Source organism: Ralstonia sp. 22111, from assembly GCF_052045895.1.
In the GTDB taxonomy this organism is placed as follows: Bacteria; Pseudomonadota; Gammaproteobacteria; order Burkholderiales; family Burkholderiaceae; genus Ralstonia; species Ralstonia wenshanensis.
The window spans coordinates 282,479-302,994 of record NZ_JBQEPR010000003.1; the positions used below are offsets into that span (position 1 = coordinate 282,479).

17 protein-coding genes are annotated in these 20,516 nt (G+C 63.9%); 4 read left to right on the forward strand and 13 right to left on the reverse strand.

The annotated features are described in order from the left end of the window. Positions 1-54: 54 nt before the first annotated feature. Positions 55-1,458, reverse strand: coding sequence for a PLP-dependent aminotransferase family protein (locus ACTJK4_RS10265; protein WP_440817872.1), 1,404 nt, complete (start codon positions 1,456-1,458; stop codon positions 55-57). A 155-nt stretch (positions 1,459-1,613) separates the two neighbouring features. On the opposite strand from ACTJK4_RS10265, the gene ACTJK4_RS10270 reads away from it, so the two are divergent. Together ACTJK4_RS10270 and ACTJK4_RS10275 are read left to right on the forward strand one after the other, a co-directional pair. Further along, positions 1,614-2,951, forward strand: coding sequence for an aspartate aminotransferase family protein (locus ACTJK4_RS10270; protein WP_440817873.1), 1,338 nt, complete (start codon positions 1,614-1,616; stop codon positions 2,949-2,951). Position 2,952: 1 nt separating this feature from the next. Continuing rightward, entirely contained in the window at positions 2,953-4,476 is a 1,524-nt protein-coding gene (locus ACTJK4_RS10275; RefSeq protein WP_322018831.1) for a CoA-acylating methylmalonate-semialdehyde dehydrogenase, read from the forward strand. A 76-nt stretch (positions 4,477-4,552) separates the two neighbouring features. On the opposite strand, the gene ACTJK4_RS10280 is transcribed toward ACTJK4_RS10275, so the two are convergent. Next, entirely contained in the window at positions 4,553-4,759 is a 207-nt protein-coding gene (locus ACTJK4_RS10280; protein WP_024978714.1) for a cold-shock protein, read from the reverse strand. Positions 4,760-4,935: 176 nt separating this feature from the next. Beyond that, entirely contained in the window at positions 4,936-5,139 is a 204-nt protein-coding gene (locus tag ACTJK4_RS10285; protein WP_027679026.1) for a cold-shock protein, read from the reverse strand. Positions 5,140-5,489: 350 nt separating this feature from the next. Here ACTJK4_RS10285 and ACTJK4_RS10290 point away from each other — a divergent pair, with 350 nt between their 5' ends. Beyond that, positions 5,490-7,385, forward strand: coding sequence for a potassium transporter Kup (locus ACTJK4_RS10290; RefSeq protein ID WP_440077282.1), 1,896 nt, complete (start codon positions 5,490-5,492; stop codon positions 7,383-7,385). A gap of 18 nt (positions 7,386-7,403) precedes the next feature. Here the strand turns inward: ACTJK4_RS10290 and fdhD are convergent, their stop codons facing one another. The 9 genes from fdhD to ACTJK4_RS10335 all read right to left on the reverse strand — a co-directional run bounded on the left by fdhD (position 7,404) and on the right by ACTJK4_RS10335 (position 19,516). Beyond that, on the reverse strand, positions 7,404-8,219 hold the full coding sequence (gene fdhD, locus ACTJK4_RS10295) for a formate dehydrogenase accessory sulfurtransferase FdhD (RefSeq protein WP_232039679.1): 816 nt from the start codon (positions 8,217-8,219) through the stop codon (positions 7,404-7,406). Beyond that, positions 8,216-8,461 (reverse strand): MarR family transcriptional regulator, encoded by a 246-nt coding sequence (locus tag ACTJK4_RS10300; protein WP_413411280.1) that lies wholly within the window; start codon positions 8,459-8,461, stop codon positions 8,216-8,218. Before ACTJK4_RS10300 ends, fdhD begins: the two co-directional genes overlap by 4 nt. Continuing rightward, the gene (locus ACTJK4_RS10305) at positions 8,461-10,800 is read right to left on the reverse strand and encodes an FdhF/YdeP family oxidoreductase (RefSeq protein WP_440817874.1); all 2,340 of its coding nucleotides are present in this window, start codon (positions 10,798-10,800) and stop codon (positions 8,461-8,463) included. The genes ACTJK4_RS10300 and ACTJK4_RS10305 overlap by 1 nt, the downstream gene beginning before the upstream one ends. A 28-nt stretch (positions 10,801-10,828) precedes the next feature. After that, entirely contained in the window at positions 10,829-12,484 is a 1,656-nt protein-coding gene (locus ACTJK4_RS10310) for an OFA family MFS transporter (RefSeq protein WP_232039676.1), read from the reverse strand. A gap of 290 nt (positions 12,485-12,774) precedes the next feature. Beyond that, complete coding sequence (locus ACTJK4_RS10315) at positions 12,775-13,251, reverse strand: Hpt domain-containing protein (protein ID WP_440077279.1); 477 nt, start codon at positions 13,249-13,251, stop codon at positions 12,775-12,777. 90 nt (positions 13,252-13,341) lie between these two features. Further along, positions 13,342-16,437 (reverse strand): efflux RND transporter permease subunit, encoded by a 3,096-nt coding sequence (locus ACTJK4_RS10320; protein ID WP_440077278.1) that lies wholly within the window; start codon positions 16,435-16,437, stop codon positions 13,342-13,344. A gap of 2 nt (positions 16,438-16,439) precedes the next feature. Beyond that, positions 16,440-17,585 (reverse strand): efflux RND transporter periplasmic adaptor subunit, encoded by a 1,146-nt coding sequence (locus ACTJK4_RS10325; RefSeq protein ID WP_440477295.1) that lies wholly within the window; start codon positions 17,583-17,585, stop codon positions 16,440-16,442. 4 nt (positions 17,586-17,589) lie between these two features. Beyond that, a complete protein-coding gene (locus ACTJK4_RS10330; RefSeq protein ID WP_260801623.1) occupies positions 17,590-18,960 on the reverse strand; it encodes a TolC family protein in 1,371 nt (456 codons plus the stop codon). 154 nt (positions 18,961-19,114) lie between these two features. Beyond that, positions 19,115-19,516, reverse strand: coding sequence for a MerR family transcriptional regulator (locus tag ACTJK4_RS10335; protein ID WP_232039671.1), 402 nt, complete (start codon positions 19,514-19,516; stop codon positions 19,115-19,117). 97 nt (positions 19,517-19,613) lie between these two features. Between ACTJK4_RS10335 and ACTJK4_RS10340 the strand changes: the two genes are divergently transcribed. Continuing rightward, complete coding sequence (locus ACTJK4_RS10340) at positions 19,614-20,036, forward strand: hypothetical protein (RefSeq protein ID WP_260801624.1); 423 nt, start codon at positions 19,614-19,616, stop codon at positions 20,034-20,036. 13 nt (positions 20,037-20,049) lie between these two features. On the opposite strand, the gene ACTJK4_RS10345 is transcribed toward ACTJK4_RS10340, so the two are convergent. After that, positions 20,050-20,466, reverse strand: coding sequence for a BON domain-containing protein (locus ACTJK4_RS10345; protein ID WP_260801625.1), 417 nt, complete (start codon positions 20,464-20,466; stop codon positions 20,050-20,052). Positions 20,467-20,516: the final 50 nt, after the last annotated feature.

Consider the following 20,516-nt stretch of genomic DNA (forward strand, 5'->3'; position numbering starts at 1 on the left):
TCACGTGATTGATTGCATGCAATACGTCATTGCGACGCATGCAGGGCAGCACCATTACGCGTGCGAGAGAAATTCCCAGAGCGCCGGCTCAGCGGAGTAGGCCACGTTGAAGCGCAGCCACGGGCTGGGCTCGTCATGCGGCCGGAAATACTGTCCCGGTGCAAGCCAGATGTTGTGATCGATGGCCCGATTGGCCAGCGCAGAGGCATCTGCGTGGCCCGGCAGCCGGGCCCACAGGAAGAGGCCGCGCCCTGGTGTATCGAACAATTCAGCACCATGTTGGCGCATGAGGGCTTCGACTTGCGTGTGCGCTTCTCCCAGTCGTGCAATCAGCCGCGCCACATGCTCGGCATAGACGGGGCGCGTGACGAAAGCGTGCACGATGCGCTCCGTGATTTCCGACGAGGTGAGCGCCACGGCCATCTTGGTACGCGCAAGCTCGCGCGTGATGGCGGCGTCGGCCACCACATAGCCCGCGCGCAATGAAGGCGAGATCGTCTTGGAGAAGCCGCTCACGTACAGCGTGCGGCGCAGGCCGTCGAGCGAGGCCAGCATCGGTGCGGCGGGGTCGGCCAGTTCGCGGTGCAAGTCGTCTTCGACAATCCAAAGGCCGTGTTGCTCGGCGAGCTGCAGCACGCGATAGGCGTTCTGCGCCGTCATCGAGGAGCCGGTGGGGTTCTGCAGCACGGAGCTGGTGAACAGGGCGCGCGGCCGGTCGGCATCGTCGGCGCGCAGGATGGTTTCCAATGCGGCTGTGTCGAGCCCCTCTGGCGTGCGTGGCACCCCGATCACGCGCAGGCCGGCCAGCTTGAGCACCTGGAGCACGTTGCAGTAGCCCGGATCATCCACGGCTACGACGTCGCCGGCTTTGAACAGGGTGCGGACGATCAGGTCGAGCGCCTGCGTGGCGCCGCTGGTCAGCAGCACTTGCGAACGTTCCACCGGCAGCCCTCGTAGCGCAAGCGACTGCGCCACGTATTCACCCAAGGGCGCATAGCCCCATGGATGTCCGTAGCCCGCCACCCGCAACGCCGAAACACGGCTCACCGCGCGCATGGCTTCCTGCACGCCGCGCTCGTCCAGCCAGTCGTTCGGCAGCCAGCCACAGCCGGGCTTGATGGCGATGGAGCGATCGGCAAACACATCCGACAGCAGCCACGCAGCGTTGAGTGTGGGCGGCTCCCAGCGGGGAGCTACCGGCGCTGGTTGGGTGGGGGTGCGCGCCGCCACCAGGTAGCCCGAGCGCGGCCGCGCCACGATGGCGCCGAGCGCCGCCAGCCGTGTATAGGCTTCCGCCACCGTAAAGGTGCTGACATCGTGAGCCTGGGCCAGCTTGCGCACGGACGGCAGCCGCGTGCCTGGCAGCAGAGTATGGTTGTCGACCGCCGCACGAATGCCTTGGACGATCTGGTCGACCAACGTACGCTGGGTATGAGAAGGATCGAGTTCGAGGTGCATGTTGCGATGCGGCACGAGAGCGGTGGTGGGCGCCTATACAGTTTCTTATAGAACCGCCATCTGTGCATGTCCGTGTCGCATGTGACTCTGTACAGTTTGCTCCAACGGCTGGCTTGCCAGTCCATTCCCTTTCCGCTGTTTTTCCGGAGTGACCGATGAAACCCGCACCGCACCCGCTGGAGACCACTGATCTGTCTTACTTCTGGATGCCGTTCACGGCCAATCGTCAGTACAAGGCTGCACCGCGCCTGCTGACGTCGGCCCAGGGCATGTATTACCGCGACGGCGACGGCCGCGAAGTACTGGACGGCACTGCCGGCCTCTGGTGCGTCAACGCCGGGCACTGCCGTAAGGAAATCGTGGACGCCATCACCGCGCAGGCCGCCACGCTGGATTTCGCGCCCACGTTCCAGATGGGGCACCCGCTGGCGTTTCGCGCGGCAGAGAAAGTCGCCGAGATCATGCCGGAAGGGTTGAACCGCATCTTCTTCGTCAACTCGGGGTCGGAAGCGGTGGATACGGCGCTCAAGATTGCGCTGGCGTACCATCGCGCGCGGGGCGAAGGGCAGCGCACACGCCTGATCGGCCGCGAGCGCGGTTATCACGGGGTGGGCTTCGGCGGCATCTCGGTCGGCGGCATCTCGCCAAACCGCAAGGCGTTTTCGGCGAACCTGCTGCCGGGTGTAGACCACCTGCCGCATACGCATGCGCCCGAGCACAATGCCTTCTCCAAGGGCCAGCCGGCCTGGGGCGAGCACCTTGCCGACGAGCTGGAGCGCCTTGTCACGTTGCATGACGCGTCGACCATTGCCGCCGTCATCGTCGAGCCGCTCGCGGGTTCCACGGGCGTGCTGGTGCCGCCCAAAGGCTATCTGGAGCGCCTGCGCGCGCTGTGCGACAAGCACGGCATCCTGCTGATCTTCGATGAAGTGATTACCGGTTTTGGCCGCCTGGGTGCGGCAACGGCGGCGGAGTTCTTTGGCGTGACGCCCGATCTGCTGACGATGGCCAAGGGCATCAACAACGCTGCCGTGCCGATGGGCGCCGTAGCCGTTCGCCAGTCGGTGCACGACACCGTCGTCGACGCTGGTGCGCCGGGCGCGATCGAGCTGTTCCACGGCTATACGTATTCGGCGCACCCCTTGGCGGCGGCAGCGGCGGTGGCCGCGCTCGATTTGTATCGCAGCGAAGGGCTGTTCGAGCGCGCTCGTGCGATGTCGCCGGCGTTTGAAGCCGCGGCGCATTCGGTCAAGGGCGCGCCGCATGTGAAGGACATCCGTAACCTGGGCCTCGTGGCTGGCATCGAGCTGGAATCGCGGCAGGGCGCGGTAGGCGCGCGCGCTTACGAGGTCTTCCTGAAATGTCTGGAGCGTGGCGTGCTGGTGCGCTACACCGGCGACATCCTGGCGTTCTCCCCGCCGCTCATCATCGAAGAGGCGCAGATTGCGCGCATCTTCGACACCGTTCGTACCGTTCTGCAAGAGGTAGCCTGAAATGAACCGACCGATTGATCCCGCCGTGACGGAATCCGTCATCAGCCATTACATCGGCGGGCAACGCCATGCCGGCAGCGGCACGCGCACCGCCGATGTGTTCAACCCCGCCACGGGCGCCGTGAGCGCCCAGGTGCTGCTGGGTGGCAAATCTGAAGTGGACGCCGCCGTGGCCGCCGCGCATGCGGCCGCCGCCGACTGGGCAGAGACCTCGCCGCTCAAGCGCTCGCGCGTTCTGTTCAAGTTCAAGGAACTGCTCGACCAGAACCAGGACGCCCTGGCTGCCGCCATCACGCGGGAGCACGGCAAGGTGTTCTCCGACGCCAAGGGCGAAGTCACGCGCGGCATTGAAGTGGTCGAGTTCGCCTGCGGCATTCCGAACCTGCTCAAGACCGACTTCACCGACAACATTGGCGGCGGCATCGACAACTGGAACCTGCGCCAGCCGCTGGGCGTGGTGGCCGGCATCACGCCGTTCAACTTCCCGTTCATGGTGCCGATGTGGATGGCGCCCGTGGCGCTGGCATGCGGCAACACGTTCATCCTCAAGCCCAGTGAACGTGACCCGACCCCCAGCCTCATGATTGCCGACCTGCTCAAGCAGGCGGGCCTACCCGATGGCGTGTTCAACGTCGTACAGGGCGGCAAGGATGCCGTCGACGCGCTGCTCGAGCATCCGGATGTGCAGGCCGTCTCGTTCGTCGGCAGCACGCCTATCGCCGAATACATCTACGCCGAAGGCACCAAGCGCGGCAAGCGCGTGCAAGCCTTGGGCGGTGCAAAGAATCACCTCGTCGTCATGCCGGATGCGGATCTCGACCAGGCCGTCGATGCGCTGATCGGTGCCGGCTACGGCTCGGCCGGCGAGCGCTGCATGGCGATCTCCGTGGCCGTGGCAGTGGGCGACGTGGCTGACAAGCTCGTCCCGCGCCTTGCCGAACGCGCCCGCGCGCTGAAGATCGGCAACGGCATGCAGGCCGACAGCGAAATGGGTCCGCTCGTCACCGCCGCGCACAAGGCGAAGGTGGAAGGCTATATCGCCAAGGGCGTGGAAGAGGGCGCCAAGCTGGTGGTGGACGGCCGCGGCCACTCGGTCGAGGGCCACGCCGAGGGCTTCTTCACGGGCGGCACGCTGTTCGACCACGTCAAGCCCGAGATGACGATCTACAAGGAAGAGATCTTCGGCCCCGTGCTTTCGGTGGTGCGCGTGCACGATCTTGCCGAGGCGGTGAAACTGATCAACGCGCACGAGTTCGGCAACGGCGTGTCGTGCTACACGAGCGATGGCGGCGTGGCGCGCGCGTTTGCGCGGCAGATCCAGGTGGGCATGGTCGGTATCAATGTGCCGATTCCGGTGCCGATGGCGTGGCATAGCTTTGGCGGCTGGAAGCGCTCGCTGTTTGGCGACCACCACGCCTATGGGGGAGAAGGTGTTCGTTTCTACACGCGTTACAAGAGCGTGATGCAACGCTGGCCGGATTCGATTGCCAAGGGCGCCGAATTCGTGATGCCGACGGCCAAGTAATCCGGCGCATCACCCATGAGAAAGGGAGGCAATGCCTCCCTTTTTCTTTTGAACATGCCGAGTTGAAACCGGCGTGTCATATTGGTTTGATGTTGACGGCGATCAGTTCGCCGTCGGGCCCGATCTCTACGTCAAAACTGACGCGCTGCCCTTCATGGAATGTCTGCGAGCGCGAAAACTGGATTTCCGAATCCCGAATGAAACTCGGGGCAGCATGCATTTCTGCAGCTGCCCCGGCGGGCGGATCATACTGAACGGCGTTCTCTTCAATTCGGCTGGCCATTGCATGCTCCCAATAGGGGTTCGTCAAACCAGGTCACCGCTTCCGGTGACCTTCCGACTGCTTGATGGCAAACACGTACTGAACAACCTGCCTGGCGGAATATCCCGGCCAATACACGCGCGAGGAAACCCCGCGCGGCAAGCCAAAACCGGGCTACCGCGCCCGCGTGCTCCTTGTTACTGGGGCACGATGTTCGAAGCTTGCTTGCCCTTGGGGCCTTGCGTGACTTCGAACGACACCTTCTGGCCTTCCTTCAGGCTTTTGAAGCCTGCGGCATTGATAGCGGAGAAATGTGCGAAAAGGTCTTCGCCGCCATCATCCGGGGTAATGAAGCCGAAACCCTTTGCGTCGTTGAACCACTTGACGGTACCAGTAGCCATGATTTTGAGTCGTGAAGTTGAGAAATCGATCGGCCGCCGGCCAATACAAACACAGCAGGCAGACCCGGCCGAACCGGCCAAACGATCGTTTTGTGAATATATGCTTGGCGCGTCTCCCCGTCAAAGTCTGTTTTTTTAAGCTTTTTGCTTAGACCCGGTGAGTACGTTGTTTTCTGCCGCTCAGCAGGGTTGGCGCAGGCTTGCCATCGGTGCAAACACCGGCGCAAAACCGGGCGTTTTCACCTAAGCTTTAGTGGCTTCTGCCGCACTCGGCTCGCCCCGTAAAGCCAGTGCAGCAGACGGTGCACGAAAATTGCGTGCGCCCCCGTCGTTCCAGTCGCAGCCTACCCATGACGACCGCCGCAGCCAGTAAAACCAAGAAAAATCCCGCGTTGATGGCCACCGTGATTGGCGCAATCGGCGTGGTTTTCGGGGACATCGGCACCAGCCCCCTGTACGCACTAAAGGAATGCTTCAACCCCGAGCATGGGGTTCCGTTTTCCGATCAGACTGTCTTCGGCATCCTGTCGATGCTCTTTTGGGCCATGACGCTGGTGGTGTCCATCAAATACGTGCTGTTCGTCATGCGTGCCGACAACAACGGCGAAGGCGGCATCCTCGCGCTGACGGCGCTGGCCATGCGTGCAAGCAGCGGCAGCGCCCGGTTCACACGCACGTTGATGCTGCTCGGCCTGCTTGGGGCCGCCATGTTTTACGGCGATGCCGTCATCACACCCGCCATTTCGGTGCTCTCCGCCATCGAGGGCATGGAGATCATGGCGCCCGCGCTGCAGAAGTGGGTGCTGCCCCTTGCGCTGATCGTGCTGGTCGCCCTGTTTTTGATCCAGAAGCAGGGCACGCACGTGGTGGGGCGGCTGTTCGGGCCGATCATGGTGCTCTGGTTCCTGCTGCTGGGGCTGATGGGGCTGGTTTCCGTGGCGAAGTCGCCGCAGATATTGGTGGCGCTGAACCCCGTATATGCCATCGAATTTGGATTCCGGCATACGGTGTTGGCGTTCATCGTGTTCGGCTCGGTGTTTCTGGCGCTGACCGGCGCCGAGGCGCTGTATGCCGACATGGGCCACTTTGGCGCGCGCCCGATCCGCTACGCGTGGTTCTACATTGCCATGCCGTGTCTGTTGCTGAACTACTTTGGCCAGGGCGCCTTGCTGCTGCGCGAGCCGAGCGCCGTGCAGAACCCGTTCTTCCTGTTGATGCCGAACTGGGCGGTGGGCCCGATGGTGGTGCTGGCGACGGCGGCCACCGTCATTGCGTCGCAGGCAGTCATCTCGGGCGCGTTTTCGATGACGGCGCAGGCGGTGCATCTGGGCTATGCGCCGCGCATGAAGATTCTCTACACGTCGGATGTGGAAATCGGCCAGATCTACGTGCCGGTGGTCAACTACATGCTCCTGGTGCTGGTGGTGGCGGTGGTGCTGGCGTTCGGCAAGTCCGACAACCTGGCGGCGGCCTACGGTATTGCGGTGACGACCACCATGGTGCTGACGACAGGGCTCGTCACGGTGGTCATGCGCAACGCCTGGAAGTGGCGCCTGTCGCTGGTGGCCTGCATTGGCGCGGTGTTCCTGGCGGTCGATTTGTCGTTCTTTTCGGCCAACCTGCTCAAGATTGCCGCGGGTGGCTGGTTCCCCTTGCTGCTGGGCGGCCTGATCTTCTTCCTGATGGTGACGTGGCACTCGGGCACGCAACTGCTGAAGGCGCGCAACGTGGAAGGCGGCATTCCGCTCGAGCCGTTCATGGAAGGGCTGCTGCGCCATCCACCGTATCGTGTGGATGGAACCGCCGTGTATCTGACGCCGAGCATCGACTTCGTGCCTCTGGCGTTGCTGCACAACCTCAAGCACAACCACGTGCTGCACAAGCGCGTGCTGTTCATCCACTTCCGCACACTGGCCGTGCCGTATGTGGACCCAGCCAAGCGTCTGGTCATCAAGACCATTGGCGACGACATCCACACGGCCGTGGTCGATTTCGGCTTCAAGGAAACACCGGCCGTGGACGAGATCGTCCGCAACGTGGGTGAACGGCTGGGCATCGTTTTTGAAGACATGGAAACCTCGTTCTTCATTACACGTGCCACGGTGGTGCCATCGCCGCTGCCTGGCATGGCAATGTGGCGCGAGTCTTTGTTTGCCTGGATGCAGCACAACAGCGCCAAGCCGTCGGACTTCTTCCGGATTCCCGCCAACCGGTTGGTTGAGCTAGGAAGCAAGGTGGAGATCTAGCCCCGCCCGTTCCGCTCGCTACGCAAACCGCGTCACGCCATCACCCCGGCAGAACGCCAGCAGCGTCAGCTGTCCGGCCTTGGCGTGGCGAATCGCCAGCGAGGACGGCGCGGAGATTGTCGCCAGCAGCGGCACCCGGACCTGCACGCACTTGCGCGCCAGTTCGAAGCTCGCGCGGCTTGTCATGACGATGAACCCGTCTGCGGGGCGGATGCCGAGCCGGGCCAGCCGCCCGATCAGCTTGTCCAGCGCGTTGTGACGGCCCACGTCTTCCAGCACGTGCAGCGGTGTGCTGCCGTCTGCAGGTATCCAGCCCGCGGCATGCAAGCCACCGGTGAGCGCGTTGGCCGGCTGTTGCGCCGTCATCGCGTGCATGGCATCCAGCACTTGTGCGTCGGTCAATGCCGCCATCCACGTGGGCGGCACTAGCGGCGTCGGTGCGTCTTCAAACGTCTGCAGGCTTTCAATGCCACACAGGCCGCAGCCGGTCGGGCCGGCCAGAGCGCGGCGGCGTTCCTTCAGCCGCACGAAGCAATGCGAAGCGATTTCCGCATGCACTTCAAGCCCATGCGGGTGCGTTTCCACATCTGCGCCACGCCAATCGGCGCGACTGTCGATGATGCCTTCGGACAGCGCGAAACCCAGTGCAAAGTCTTCCAGGTCGGCTGGCGACGCCATCATCACCGCATGCGTGATGCCGTTGAAGACCAGCGCCACCGGGGCTTCATCGGCGACAGCGGTGGAGGCGTCTTCTTGCGTGCCGGTGCGCGTGCGTTTCGTCGCGATGGTCGAAACGACGGGCAAGCCGGCGGGGTGGCGGGGCAGAAAAGTCATGCGGTGAAATCGGGCAGAACGCGGCCGGCGTCGAGCAGCACGATGAGCCAGCGGGTGTCGTCCATGGCAACGCGCAGCAGGCCGGCATCAGCCAGCGGATGCAGCGCGCGCAGGACTGTGCTGGCACGCTCGCCCACGCGCTTGGTCAGCCAGGGCAGCGACACCGGTTTGCCGGCGTCGGTGTCGCGCAATGCGGCCAGCAGCGCCAGTTGCAGCGCAGACCACGCCGGCTCGGTCGACATCAGGCTTCTGCCGTGGTGGCCGCTTGGGACTCGGCGGTGCGTTGGACTTGGCTCGGGACCAGCATCACCGGAATCGACTTGGACGTCGGCGTGCGGGCCTGGTCGGCCACGGACGACAGCGGCACCAACGGATTGGTCTCGGGGTAATACGCCGCCAGGCAGCCGCGCGGAATGTCATATGCCACGAGGCGGAAGCCATCGGCGCGGCGCGTGGTGCCGTCGTCTGACAGCGTCACCATGTCGACCCACTCGCCGTCTTTCATGCGGATCGTGTGCAGGTCTTCCTTGTTGATGAACACCACGCGGCGCTGGCCGAACACGCCGCGGTAGCGGTCGTCCATGCCATAAATGGTGGTGTTGTACTGATCGTGCGAGCGCACCGTGGCGAGCGTAAAGACGGTGGCGTCGGCGTGGCGCTCGCGGGCGCGGTGGACCGGCGTGTCGGTCGGCACGGCATGCGCGTGGAATTCCGCCTTGCCCGACGGCGTGCTCCAGACGCGTTCCGATGCGGTGTTGCGCAGGCGGAAGCCGCCCGGCACGCGAATCTTTTCGTTGAAGCCGGCAAAGTCGTCGAACACGGCTTCGATGCGTTCGCGGATGCGGTCGTAGTCTTCGACCAGCCAGCGCCACGGGATGGTGCTCTCGGGCAGCGTCGCCTCGGCCAGCCGCGCCACGATGGCCGGTTCCGACAGCAGATGCGGCGAGGCCGGCGGATTGATGCCCGCCGACATGTGCACCATGCTCATCGAGTCTTCCACCGTCACGCCTTGCGTGCCGCCGGCTTGCTGGTCGACTTCGGTTCGGCCCAGGCACGGCAGGATCAGTGCCGCCTTGCCGTGCACGATGTGGCTGCGGTTGAGCTTGGTGGTCACGTGCACGGTCAGGTCGCACTGGCGCAGGCCCGCCCACGTGGCAGCCGTGTCCGGCGTGGCTGCTGCAAAGTTACCGCCCATGGCGAAGAACACGCGCGCCGCGCCTTGCTGCATCGCTTCGATGGCGCCGACGGTGTCGTAGCCGTGTTCACGCGGCACTTGAATGCCGAAGACCTGTTCCAGCCGATCCAGGAACGCCGGGGCGGGCTTCTCGTAGATGCCCATCGTGCGATCGCCCTGCACGTTGCTGTGACCGCGCACCGGGCACGCCCCGGCACCCGGGCGCCCGATGTTGCCGCGCAGGAGCAGCAGGTTGACGATCATCTGGATCGTTGCGACCGAATGTTTGTGTTGCGTGATGCCCATGCCCCAGCAGGCAATGACGCTGCCGGCCTGGATGTAGGTATCGCCGGCCTGGCGGATTTCGTGTTCCGGCAGGCCCGATTCGGCTTCGATGGTGGCCCACGATTCGGCGCGCACGTCGGCGGCGAAGGCGTCGTAGCCGCCGGTGTGCTGGGCGATGAAGGCGTGGTCGATGACGGCAGGTTCGCCGCGGCTGCGTGCCACGTCGTCACGCTCAATCACGTGTTTGATGATGCCCTTGACGGTGGCCAGGTCGCCGCCGATGCGCACCTGGTGGTATTCGGTGCTGATGCGCGTGGAGCCCAGCGTCAGCATCTCGATCTTGCTTTGCGGATCGGCAAAGCGCTCTAGCCCGCGCTCGCGCAGCGGGTTGAATGAAACAATCTTGGCGCCGCGTTTGGACGCCTCGCGCAACTCACCGAGCATGCGCGGGTGGTTTGTCCCCGGGTTCTGCCCGAAGATGAAGATCGCGTCGGTCTTGGTGAAATCGTCCAGCGTGACGGTGCCCTTGCCAACGCCGATGCTGCCCCGCATGCCGGTGCCGGAAGGCTCGTGGCACATGTTGGAGCAGTCGGGGAAATTGTTCGTGCCGTATGCGCGCACGAACAACTGGTAGAGGAAGGCCGCCTCATTGCTGGTGCGGCCGGAGGTGTAGAAGATCGCCTGGTTCGGGTCGGGCAGCGCACGCAGGTGCTGCGCGATCAGCGCAAAGGCGGCGTCCCAGTCGATCGGGACGTACTTGTCGCTGGCCGCGTCGTAGACCATCGGGTGCGTCAGGCGCCCCTGGTCTTCCAGTGCGTAGTCGGACCACTCCGCCAGTTCGCGCACGGTGTGCTGTGCGAAGAACTCTGGCGTGGTGCGGCGGGAAGTCGCCTCTGCGGCTACGGCTTTGACGCCGTTTTCGCAGAACTCGAAGGTAGATGCGTGGTCGCGATCAGGCCAGGCGCAGCCAGGGCAGTCGAAGCCGTCGGGCTGGTTGGCCGACAGCATCGTCTTGGCGCCCTTGGCCGCGATGCCCTGCGACAGCAATTGATGTGCAACGCTCTTGAGCGCGCCCCAGCCACCGGCCGGATGACGGTAGAACTCGATTTTCTGGTGCTTCATGGGTGGCGGGGCGGCTTTAAATCACGTATCAGGAGAACAGAACGGCAGCTTTTTGGAGTGTAATCCAAACCCCCCAGCCCAACGGCAGGCCCACTGCGGCCCAGGCCAGTACCACGGCCACGGCAGAGCCTGGATGCGCTTTCCATTCCAGTGACGTTTCCGGCGAGGCCACCGACGGGGTTGGGCTCTTGGTTGCCGCAGCGTGACGTTGCTCGTCGAGTTGCGCTTCCGTCATAAAGTGCTTCGCGTTGACGGGGCGCACCAGCAGGTTGCAGATGAAGCCCAGGATCAGCAGGCCGGCCAGGATCATCATCGTGATGTCGTACACGGCTGCGCGTTCCACGCCATGGGCGATCTGGTATTCGCGCAGGTAGTTCACCAGCACGGGGCCCAGAATGCCTGCCGTCGACCATGCCGTGAGCAGGCGGCCGTGGATGGCGCCCACCATCTGCGTGCCGAACATGTCAGCCAGGTAAGCCGGCACAGTCGCAAAACCGCCGCCGTACATCGACAGGATCACGCAGAAGGCCAGCGCGAACAGGGCGATATTGCCCGTGTGCGACGTCCACGGAATCGAGGCGTACAGCACGAAGCCGAGCACGAAGAAAACGGCGTACGTCATCTTGCGACCCAGGCGGTCCGACAGCGATGCCCAGAAGAAACGGCCGCCGATGTTGAACAGGCTCAGCAGACCCGTGAAGCCCGCAGCGATGGCCGCAATCTGGCCCTTTTGCGCGGCGGTCAGGTCCATGAACGACGTCGTCACGCCCAGCAGCTTGCCGCCAAACACTTCCTGCAGCAGCGGCGAGGCCATGCCGAGCACGCCGATACCGGCCGAAACGTTCAGGCACAGCACGGCCCAGATCAGCCAGAATTGCGGCGTCTTCAGCGCTTCGTTTGCGTGCACGTGGCGTTGCGTGACCATCGTGTCCTTCGCCTTGGCGGGCGAGGGCGTCCAGCCGGCAGGTTTCCAGCCCGTGGGCGGCACGCGGTAACCCAGCGCGCCAGCCATCATGAACACGAAGTAGATGCCGGCCAGCACGATAAACGTTTGCGATACGCCGACCGATTCGGGCGTGGCAAACAGCTTCATCAGGCGGTCAGCCAGCGGAGCGCCGATCATCGCGCCGCCGCCAAAGCCCATGATGGCCATGCCGGTGGCCATGCCGCGCTTGTCCGGAAACCACTTGATCAGCGTCGACACTGGCGAGATGTAGCCCAGCCCCAGGCCAATACCGCCGATCACGCCAGAGCCCACCCACAGCAGCCACAGTTGGTGCATCTGGATGCCAAGCGCGGAAATCAGCAAGCCGCCGCACCAGCACACGGCCGACACGACGCCAGCCTTGCGCGGGCCGACGCGCTCGAGCCAGCCGCCCCACATGGCTGCGGATGCGCCCAGGAAGACGAAGAACAGCGTGAACATCCAGCCCAGGCTGGACACGCGCCAATCACAGGTGGTGGTGAACAGCTCGGCGATCAGCGAGACATCGGCGCCGCAGGTGAGCGGCTTGGTGATGCCCAGCGCGCGGCCAAGCGGCAGCCAGAAGACGGAGAAACCGTAGGCCATGCCAATGCACAGATGGATGGCCAGCGCGGCAGGCGGAACCAGCCAGCGGTTGAAACCAACCGCGGCGACGGTGCGCTCGCGCGAGAAAAATGGATGCAGGACTGCTTCGGACATCGAATCCCCCCGGATAAGTTGAGCCCGTGTTGTGACGTACGTGGTGAAACGGTGCGGCCGTGCCGGTCATGGCCGGCGCGTGCCAGGCGGCTGCAGTTGGAGTGCGCCGACGTTGCCCGCGAAAGATAGTGGGGCAGCCTGCTCTAGATCAATAGTTGTAATCACCCGTTGTATTGCGAATCACGCAATTTGTAGCCTAATCAATTAATTTATGTTTCATAAAACATAAGTTGATTAGGCCAAGGGTGACGCTGCTCCGCAGTCGATGGCTTGCGGAGTATGGCGCGACGTTAGCCCGCTACCGCCGCGTTTGGCCAGGCGCAGGCATTGGCCTGCCGGCGGAATTCATCGGCCAAGGCGCGCAGGCAGGCGAGGGCGGATTGCATTTCTTGCGCACGCTGCTGATAGGGCCCGATGCTTTGCGCAGCGCGCTCGATGCGGCGGGCAGCATCGCCAATCGGCTGATGCCCCAGCATGCGCGCGGAACCGACGATGCGATGCGCCGCTTCAACGATCTGCGCGTCTTCGCCGCTGCGGATGGCGTCCGCCAGGTTGGCGAGATCCTGTTCTGCCGTCTCGCAAAATAGATCGACGATAAAACGCCATTGCTGCAGATCATTGCCAAACAGCTCGATAAGTGTGGCGACGACCTGCGGCGGAAACTGGGCGGCGACGCTGGGGGATACGTTGGGCGTGGGGAGCATGGTGGCGATGCGTGCGATGAGAACCAGAGGCGCACTCTGCTCGCCTCGGCTACGCGTCACCATGAGATTGGTCCGATTCTGGTGTGAGCCCAAATGAAAACGGGCGCATCGCCGGCAAAGCGATGCGCCCGTTGTGCTTTCAGCGCACGCGGCTTAAGGCAGCATGGCCGCTGTCGGATTGACGTCCGAATCGCGCGAGGGCGGCCGGCGATGACGGTGCGCCCACGTGAAGACCACCGGCAGCACCAGTAGCGTGAGAATCGTCGTGGTGACCATGCCGCCGACGATCACCAGCGCCAGCGGGCGCTGCGCTTCCGAGCCGATGCTGTGCGACAGCGCCGCGGGCAACAGGCCCAGCCCCGCCAGCATGGCCGTCATGATGACCGGGCGCAGGCGCAGCGCGGCGCCGTCCACGGTGGCTTCCCGCACGTTGTCCGATTGCGCCAACCGATTGACGTACGAGATCAGGATCACCCCGTCCTGGATGGCAATCCCGAACAACGACAGGAAGCCAATCCCCGCCGAAATCGACAGCGTCTCATGTGCGATATGCAGCGCCAGCAGCCCGCCGATGGCGGCAAACGGCACATTCAGCACCACCATCAGCGCATCCTTGAAGTTGCCGAACGTGCTGTACAGCAGCAGGAAGATCACGAGAATCGTCAACGGCACGATCACCATCAGCTTGCTCTGGGCGACCTTCATCTCGTTGAACTGGCCGTCCCACTTGACGGTGTAGCCCTCGGGCAGTTGCACGCTGTCGCCGACCACGTGCTGTGCTTCTTCCACTGCGCTGCCCAGATCACGGCCGCGCACGCCGAACTTGATGGCGATGTAGCGCTTGCCGAGTTCGCGGTAGATGAAGAACGGGCCATCGGTCATTTCCACCTTGGCGATCATCGACAGCGGAATGTGCTGGCCATCGGGCGTATCGATCAACAGTTCGCGGATGGCGTCGTACGACGCACGTGCCTGCTGATTCAGGCGCACCGCCAGGCCGAACGATTTCTCGCCCTCCAGGATTTGCGTGACCGGTGCCCCGCCAATGGCGTACTGCACGAGGTTCTGCACATCGCTCACGTTGATGTTGAAGCGGGCAGCGGCCTGTCGGTCGATCGAAACGTTCAGCGTCGGCTGGCCCAGTTCGCGGAAGATGCCCACGTCCACCAGGCCTGGCACCTTTTTGAGTTGCGCCTGGATTTCGTTGGCCTTGGCTTCGAGCACGTTGAGGTCGTTGCCGAACAGCTTGACTGAGTTCTCGCCCTTCACGCCCGAGAGCGCTTCATCCACGTTGTCCTGGATGTACTGCGAGAAGTTGTATTCGATGCCCGGAATCTTTTCCAGACGCTTGGACAGGCGCTCGACGAGCTTCGCCTTCGTCATGCCGGCGGGCCATTGGTCAGGCGGCGCGAAGTACAGACCGTATTCCTGGTTGAACACGCCGGTTGAATCGGTGCCGTCATCGGGGCGGCCGATCTGCACCGAAACTTGGTTGATCTCCGGCTGCTTGACAAAGTACGCACGCAGGTCGTTCGCTACGGAAGATGAGTAATCGAGGTCGACCGTGTTGGGCAGCGTAATGCGCAGCCACAGGTTGTTTTCTTCCAGTGTGGGGAGGAACTCCGTGCCGAGGAAGGTGGCGCTATACAACGTCAGCAGGAGCGCTGTGATGGCCGTGGCAAAAACGGCCATCGGGCGCGCAATCAGCTTGCGCAGCAGCGGTTTGTACCAGCGCAGAATCGCCGTAATAAACGCCGGCGAATGCGGATGCAGCGTCTTGCCGAAGACGAACGACGTGGTGGCCGGCACGAAGGTCAGGCTCAGCACGATCGACGCCATCAAGGCGAAGCCCATCGTGAAGGCCATCGGCTTGAAGATGATGCCTTCCACGCCGCCGATGAAGAACAGCGGCGAATACGCCACGATGATAATGCCCGTGGAAAAGATCATTGCGCGCTGCACTTCGCTGGTCGCCTTGACGATGGCATCGTCCAGCTTCTCGGCGCCTTCTTCCAGATGCCGCATGATGTTTTCCATCACGATCACGGCCGCATCGACAATCACGCCAAAGTCGATTGCCCCAAGCGAGATCAAATTGGCCGGCACATGGAAGTGCTCCATGCTGATGAACGACACGCACAGCGCCAGCGGAATCACCGCCGCCACCACGGCCGCCGCACGGAAATTGCCCAGGAAGACGAACAGCACCGCCAGCACCAGCGAGATGCCCACCACCAGCGTGTGTTCGACCGTGCCCATGGTGATGTCGAGCAGTACCTGGCGGTCGTAGAACGGCTTGATCTGAACGCTCTTGGGCAGGATGCCGTTGTTCAGCTCCGTGACCTTTTCGCGCACCTTGGCCAGCACCTCGCTGGCGTTGGCGTCGCGCTTGAGCAGCACGATGCCTTCGACCACGTCGGGCTGGTCGTTGTATTGCACCTGGCCCAGGCGCTGCACGTTGCCGATTTCCACCTCGGCAATGTCGCGCACACGCACCGGCACGCCGTTGTTGGCGGCCACCACCACGTTGCGGATGTCGTCCACCGTCTGCAGCAGGCCCACGCCGCGCACGACGAACTGCTGCTCGCCGTCGCGCAGCAGGTTGCCGCCGGTGTTGTTGTTGGCGTTGCCGATGGCCGTGATGAGCTGCGACAGCGTGATGCCGTACGACTGCAGCTTCGCCGGCGACGGCACGATGTGATACTCCTTCACCTTGCCGCCGAAGGAGCTGACATCGGCCACGCCCTGCACGTGCTTCAGTTCCTTGGTGATGTCGTAGTCCTGGTAGCTCTTGAGCGTGGTGAGGTCGACGCCGTTGCCCACGAGGCGAAAGCGCATGATCTCGCCGGTGGCGTCAGAGTCCGGGCTCAGCGACGGCTGTACGCCGGTCGGCAAATTGGCGGCCGCCACGTATTGCGCGAAGTTCTGCCGCGCCTTGAAGCCGTCGGTGCCTTCCTTGAACTTGAGCGTCACCACCGACAGCCCGAACAGCGATACCGAGCGGAACGACTGCACATCCGGCACGCCGGCCAGCGCATTCTCGATCGGGATCGTGATCTGCTGTTCGACTTCGGTTGTGCTACGGCCCGGCCACTGCGTGATGGCCTGCACCGACAGCGGCGCCACGCCCGGATACGCCTGCAGCGGCAGCTCGCGAAACGCCAGCACGCCCGCCACCAGCAGCGCGATCGCCAGGAAGACAATCAGCAGCCGCCGCTTGAGAATGCCTGCGATGGGGTTGAAGCCCATGCCTACGCCCCCGCCTTGACGATCATCTCGTTGAGCAGCGCGGCGCCGCGCACGACCACCTGCGACGAAGCCTCAAGCCCCGCCGTCACAGCAAAGTCACCGTCGGTGCCGGTGTCCTTGCCGTGCACTTCCACGCGCTTGAAGTGCGTGGCATCGCTCTGGACGATCACGAAGTAGCTGCCGTGGTCTTTCACCAGCGCCGACTTCGGCACCACGGTGGCCTGGCCGCTGCCGGTCTGAATGCGCGCCGTGGCGTACATCTCGGGGCGCAGCAGGCCGTCGGTGTTGGGCACGTCGCAGCGCACCGTCAACGTGTGCGTGGCCGGGTCGATGTTCGGGGCGATAAAGCTCACGCGGCCGGTGAACTCGCGGTCCGGATACGCCGAGGTATGCAGCGAGATCGGCTGGCCAATACGCACGCTGGCAATGTCGTTTTCATACACATTGCCCGTGAACCACAGCACGCGCGTATCGACGATGCTCATGAACGAATCGCCCACGTTCAGGAAGGCGCCCGGGTCCATGTTGCGCTTGACGATCGTGCCCGAGATGGGTGCGCGCAGCGTCAGGTGTTCAGCCGGCGTGCCGCGCTTGGCAACCTGCGCGACATCGGCATCCGACATGCCCAACACGTGCAGGCGGCCCGCTGCCGACTGCACGGTGGCATCTGCGTCGTCCTGCAGATCCTTCATGTTGGAGCCCTTGAGCTGGCGGGCGGTATTCAGCGCCAGCAGGTATTCCTTCTGTGCGGAGATGAAATCCGGTGCGTACAGCTGGGCAATCGGCTGGCCCTCGCGCACCTGCGCACCTTCGAACAGGAGGATCTGGTCCAGCCGGCCAGCCACGCGCGCCGATGCCAGCTTGGTGCGCTCGGCGTTGTAGGCGAGCTTGCCGGGCGTGGACAGCTCCGCCGGCACGGAAAGTTGACTGACCTGCGCGACCTTCACCTGCTGCGGGTCGAAGCCGCCGGCGGGAATTTCCACGGAGTCGGGCTTGGCGCGCGCCGTGGCTGCAGGAGCGGATGCGGTGGCAGGGGGTTTTGCGGTCTCGGCCGGCACGGCGGCAGGCCACTTGCGTCCGACCACCACGCCCACAGCGAGGGCCGCTGCCAGGGCGATCACAGCAACAACGGGAGAGAACTTCTTCATGATGTTATTGAGCTTGAACCGGCGAGCGACCCGTGGCCGCGAGCAGCGCGTGATAGGCCTGCAAGGCCGTGGCCTGAGCCTGGGCGACCGACAGTTCGGCGTTCTTGAGCGCGCCCTGGGCGGTGAGCAGGTCGTTGAAATCGGCGTTGTTGCTGGCGTAGTTGGTCATCGTCACGCGATAGGCCGCCAGCGCCTGCGGCAGTTGCCGCTGCTTGTTGAAGTCGAGCTGGGCAAGCGTCTGGCGCAGCGTGTTGTAGGCGGTATCGACGGCCAATAACGTCTGCTGACGCACCGACACGTCATTCGCCTCCGTGGCAATCTGGCTTTCCACGGCCTGGTTCACGCCGTACTTCTCTTTGGTCAGGAACCAGAATGGAATGATCACGTCCAGCTCGATCTGGTAGCTGTTCGGGCGCACGCCATACGGCGGGTTGTCCGTCGTGACGGTGGCGATGACCTGGAAATCGGGCAGGTACGCCTTGCGCGCAAGCGTCACGCTCTTGCGTGCGGCGTCCATCAGGTCGGCAGACGCCTTGATCGACGGATGTTCGCGCAGTGCTTGGTTTTCCAGCTCGGGCAGCGGCTCTTCCGGCAGGTGCACGGACTCGTCGTCGGCTCGCAGCACGAGCGGGAAGCTCGGCTCCTTGCCGATGAGCGTGTTGAGGGTCTGCAGCGTGCTGTCGTACTGGCGTTGCGCGGCAAACAGATCGTTCTGCGCGCTGCTCTGCATGACCTGCGCGTTGAGGAAGTCGGCGTACGCGGCGGCGTTGTTGGCGTAGCGCACGCGCGTGATCTGCTTGACCTGCTCGAGGCGCGTGATTGCCAGCTTTTGTACGTCGATCTGTTTCTGCAGCGCGATCGCCTGGTAATACGTGGTGGAAAGCTGCGCGTAGAGCTGCAGGTACAGCGCATCGTTTTGCGCGTTCAGCGATTCGGCCTGGCGGTCGGCAATTTCGGCCGCCAGCGCTTTCTTGCCGGGAAACGGGATCTGCTGCGTCAGGTTGTACTGGCTGCCGCCCGCGCGGTTGACCGCAAGCGGAAACCCCTTGGGGATGCTGTTCCAGATGTAGCCGAGCTGCGGGTTATTGGGCGCGGCAAGTTGCGGGGGGATCGACTTGGCCGACAGGTAGTTATGGCGTGCCTGGATCAACTGCGGGTTGTTGCCCTTCAGTTCTTGCAGAAGCTCGACCAGGTTGAACCCGGCGCCTGTCACGCCCGGCACGGAAGGCTTGATCGGCGGCATGGTCGCCACCGGCATGCTGGCCGCAGCTGGTGCCGATGCCGGCGTGGCTGCCCAGGCAGCGGCAGATGGCAGGCAAGCCACCGCGCACAGCACGGCCCTCACCCGTGGATGGAACGCACCCCGATGTTTCACTGCAGCAGACTCCCCTTGAGACGGGAGCGTTTTTACCGACGCGAACTTTCAAGCGCCTTTCACGACTCGGCAAGCCGTCAGGGCGTGGGAAACGCGCAAAACGCACCTAGCGGCGCCGGTCTGCGACAGTCATATGACAAGACATGGCGGGGTCTCAGTCCGGTGCAAGCGGGCACGGCATCCCGACGCGGGCAGCAAGTGCATCACGCGTGGCCTGCAAGCTGGCGATGCGGACATCGATGGCGGCAAGTTTCTCCCGCAGTAGCGCCGTAACGGCGGCATCGATGTCGGGTTGCTGCCACACCTGCGTCATCCCTTCGCCAATTTCTGCCAGCGTGAAGCCCAGTTGCTGCGCCGTGCGCACGTATTGCACCAGTTCCACGGCCTCGGGCGGGTAAGCACGGTAACCGTTGCTGCGGCGTCGCGCACGGATCAGGCCGCGTGCCTCGTAAAAGCGCAGACCGTCCCGCGAGACGCCGGTGGCGGCGGCCAGGTCGCCGATGGAAAGGTCGCCGGTACGCGCATTGGAAGCGGAAGCGGGGAGTGCAGCAGGCATGGTGATTTGGAAAGGAGAGACGGCTGAGGGCTTGACCTTGGAGCGTACACCAGGCTTTACCGTGGCGGCTCCTTCACTTCATTCCTGGAGTTTCACCATGGTTTCTGAGTCGACCTTCCTGCGCTTTGTGCGCGCCAGCGGCTGGTATGACCTGATCGTGACGGCACCGTTTGCTACGCCGTGGACGTTTGCCCTGTTGCATCAAGCGCTCACCGCATTGGCGCATGTGCTGGGCATCGGCAGCTTGCCGGCATTTGAGCCAGAGCACCTGTTGATGGCCAATCTGATGGGATCGGTTGTGTGCGTGTGGTCGGTGTTGCGTATCCGGCAGCCGAGTGTGGCGCTGGGCCGGTACGACGCCGTGGCGCGCGGCCTCTTTGCGGCGTGGCTGGCCTATGCGCTGGCATCGGGTGCCACGCTGCTGGTGTTGCCGTTCCTGATTGTGGAGATCGGCTTCGGCCTGCTGCAATCGGTGCCCGTGGGCCGCTTGCCACGGCGGACTGGCACGCAGGCCGTTTAAGAGCTTGAACGCGTCAGCGCGCGGCCGGCGCGCTGGCCGGTGCCTCGGGCGGCAAGCCGGCGGGGATGAACGGACCGCCGCCCAGCACCTGCATGCGCGAGAGCACGCGCAGCTGGTTGTCGAGCTTGGCCGAGTCAACAAAGCGTTTGACGTCGTCGCCGGCCCGGCGAGCCATTTCGGCGGTATCGACCCAGCCCGTCAGCGTGACTTTTCCGTCCGGGGTGGAGCGGATGCGAATCTGACGCGTGCTGAGCGCCGTGTCCTGGTCCAGCGCTGCCTTGACTTGGTACGTCAGCAGCGAATCGTCGAGCATGTGCGCGCCGGTGCTATTCGGGCTATCGCCCCACGCGCAGGCAGTCAGAACAGTTGCGGCGGCGATTGCAGCCAACACACCGGCCGAGGCAGCGAAGGACAACTGAGGGAAGCGCATCGATGCTCCTGAAAAGAGGGCGACAAGCCAACATCATAAGCCCGTCGCCT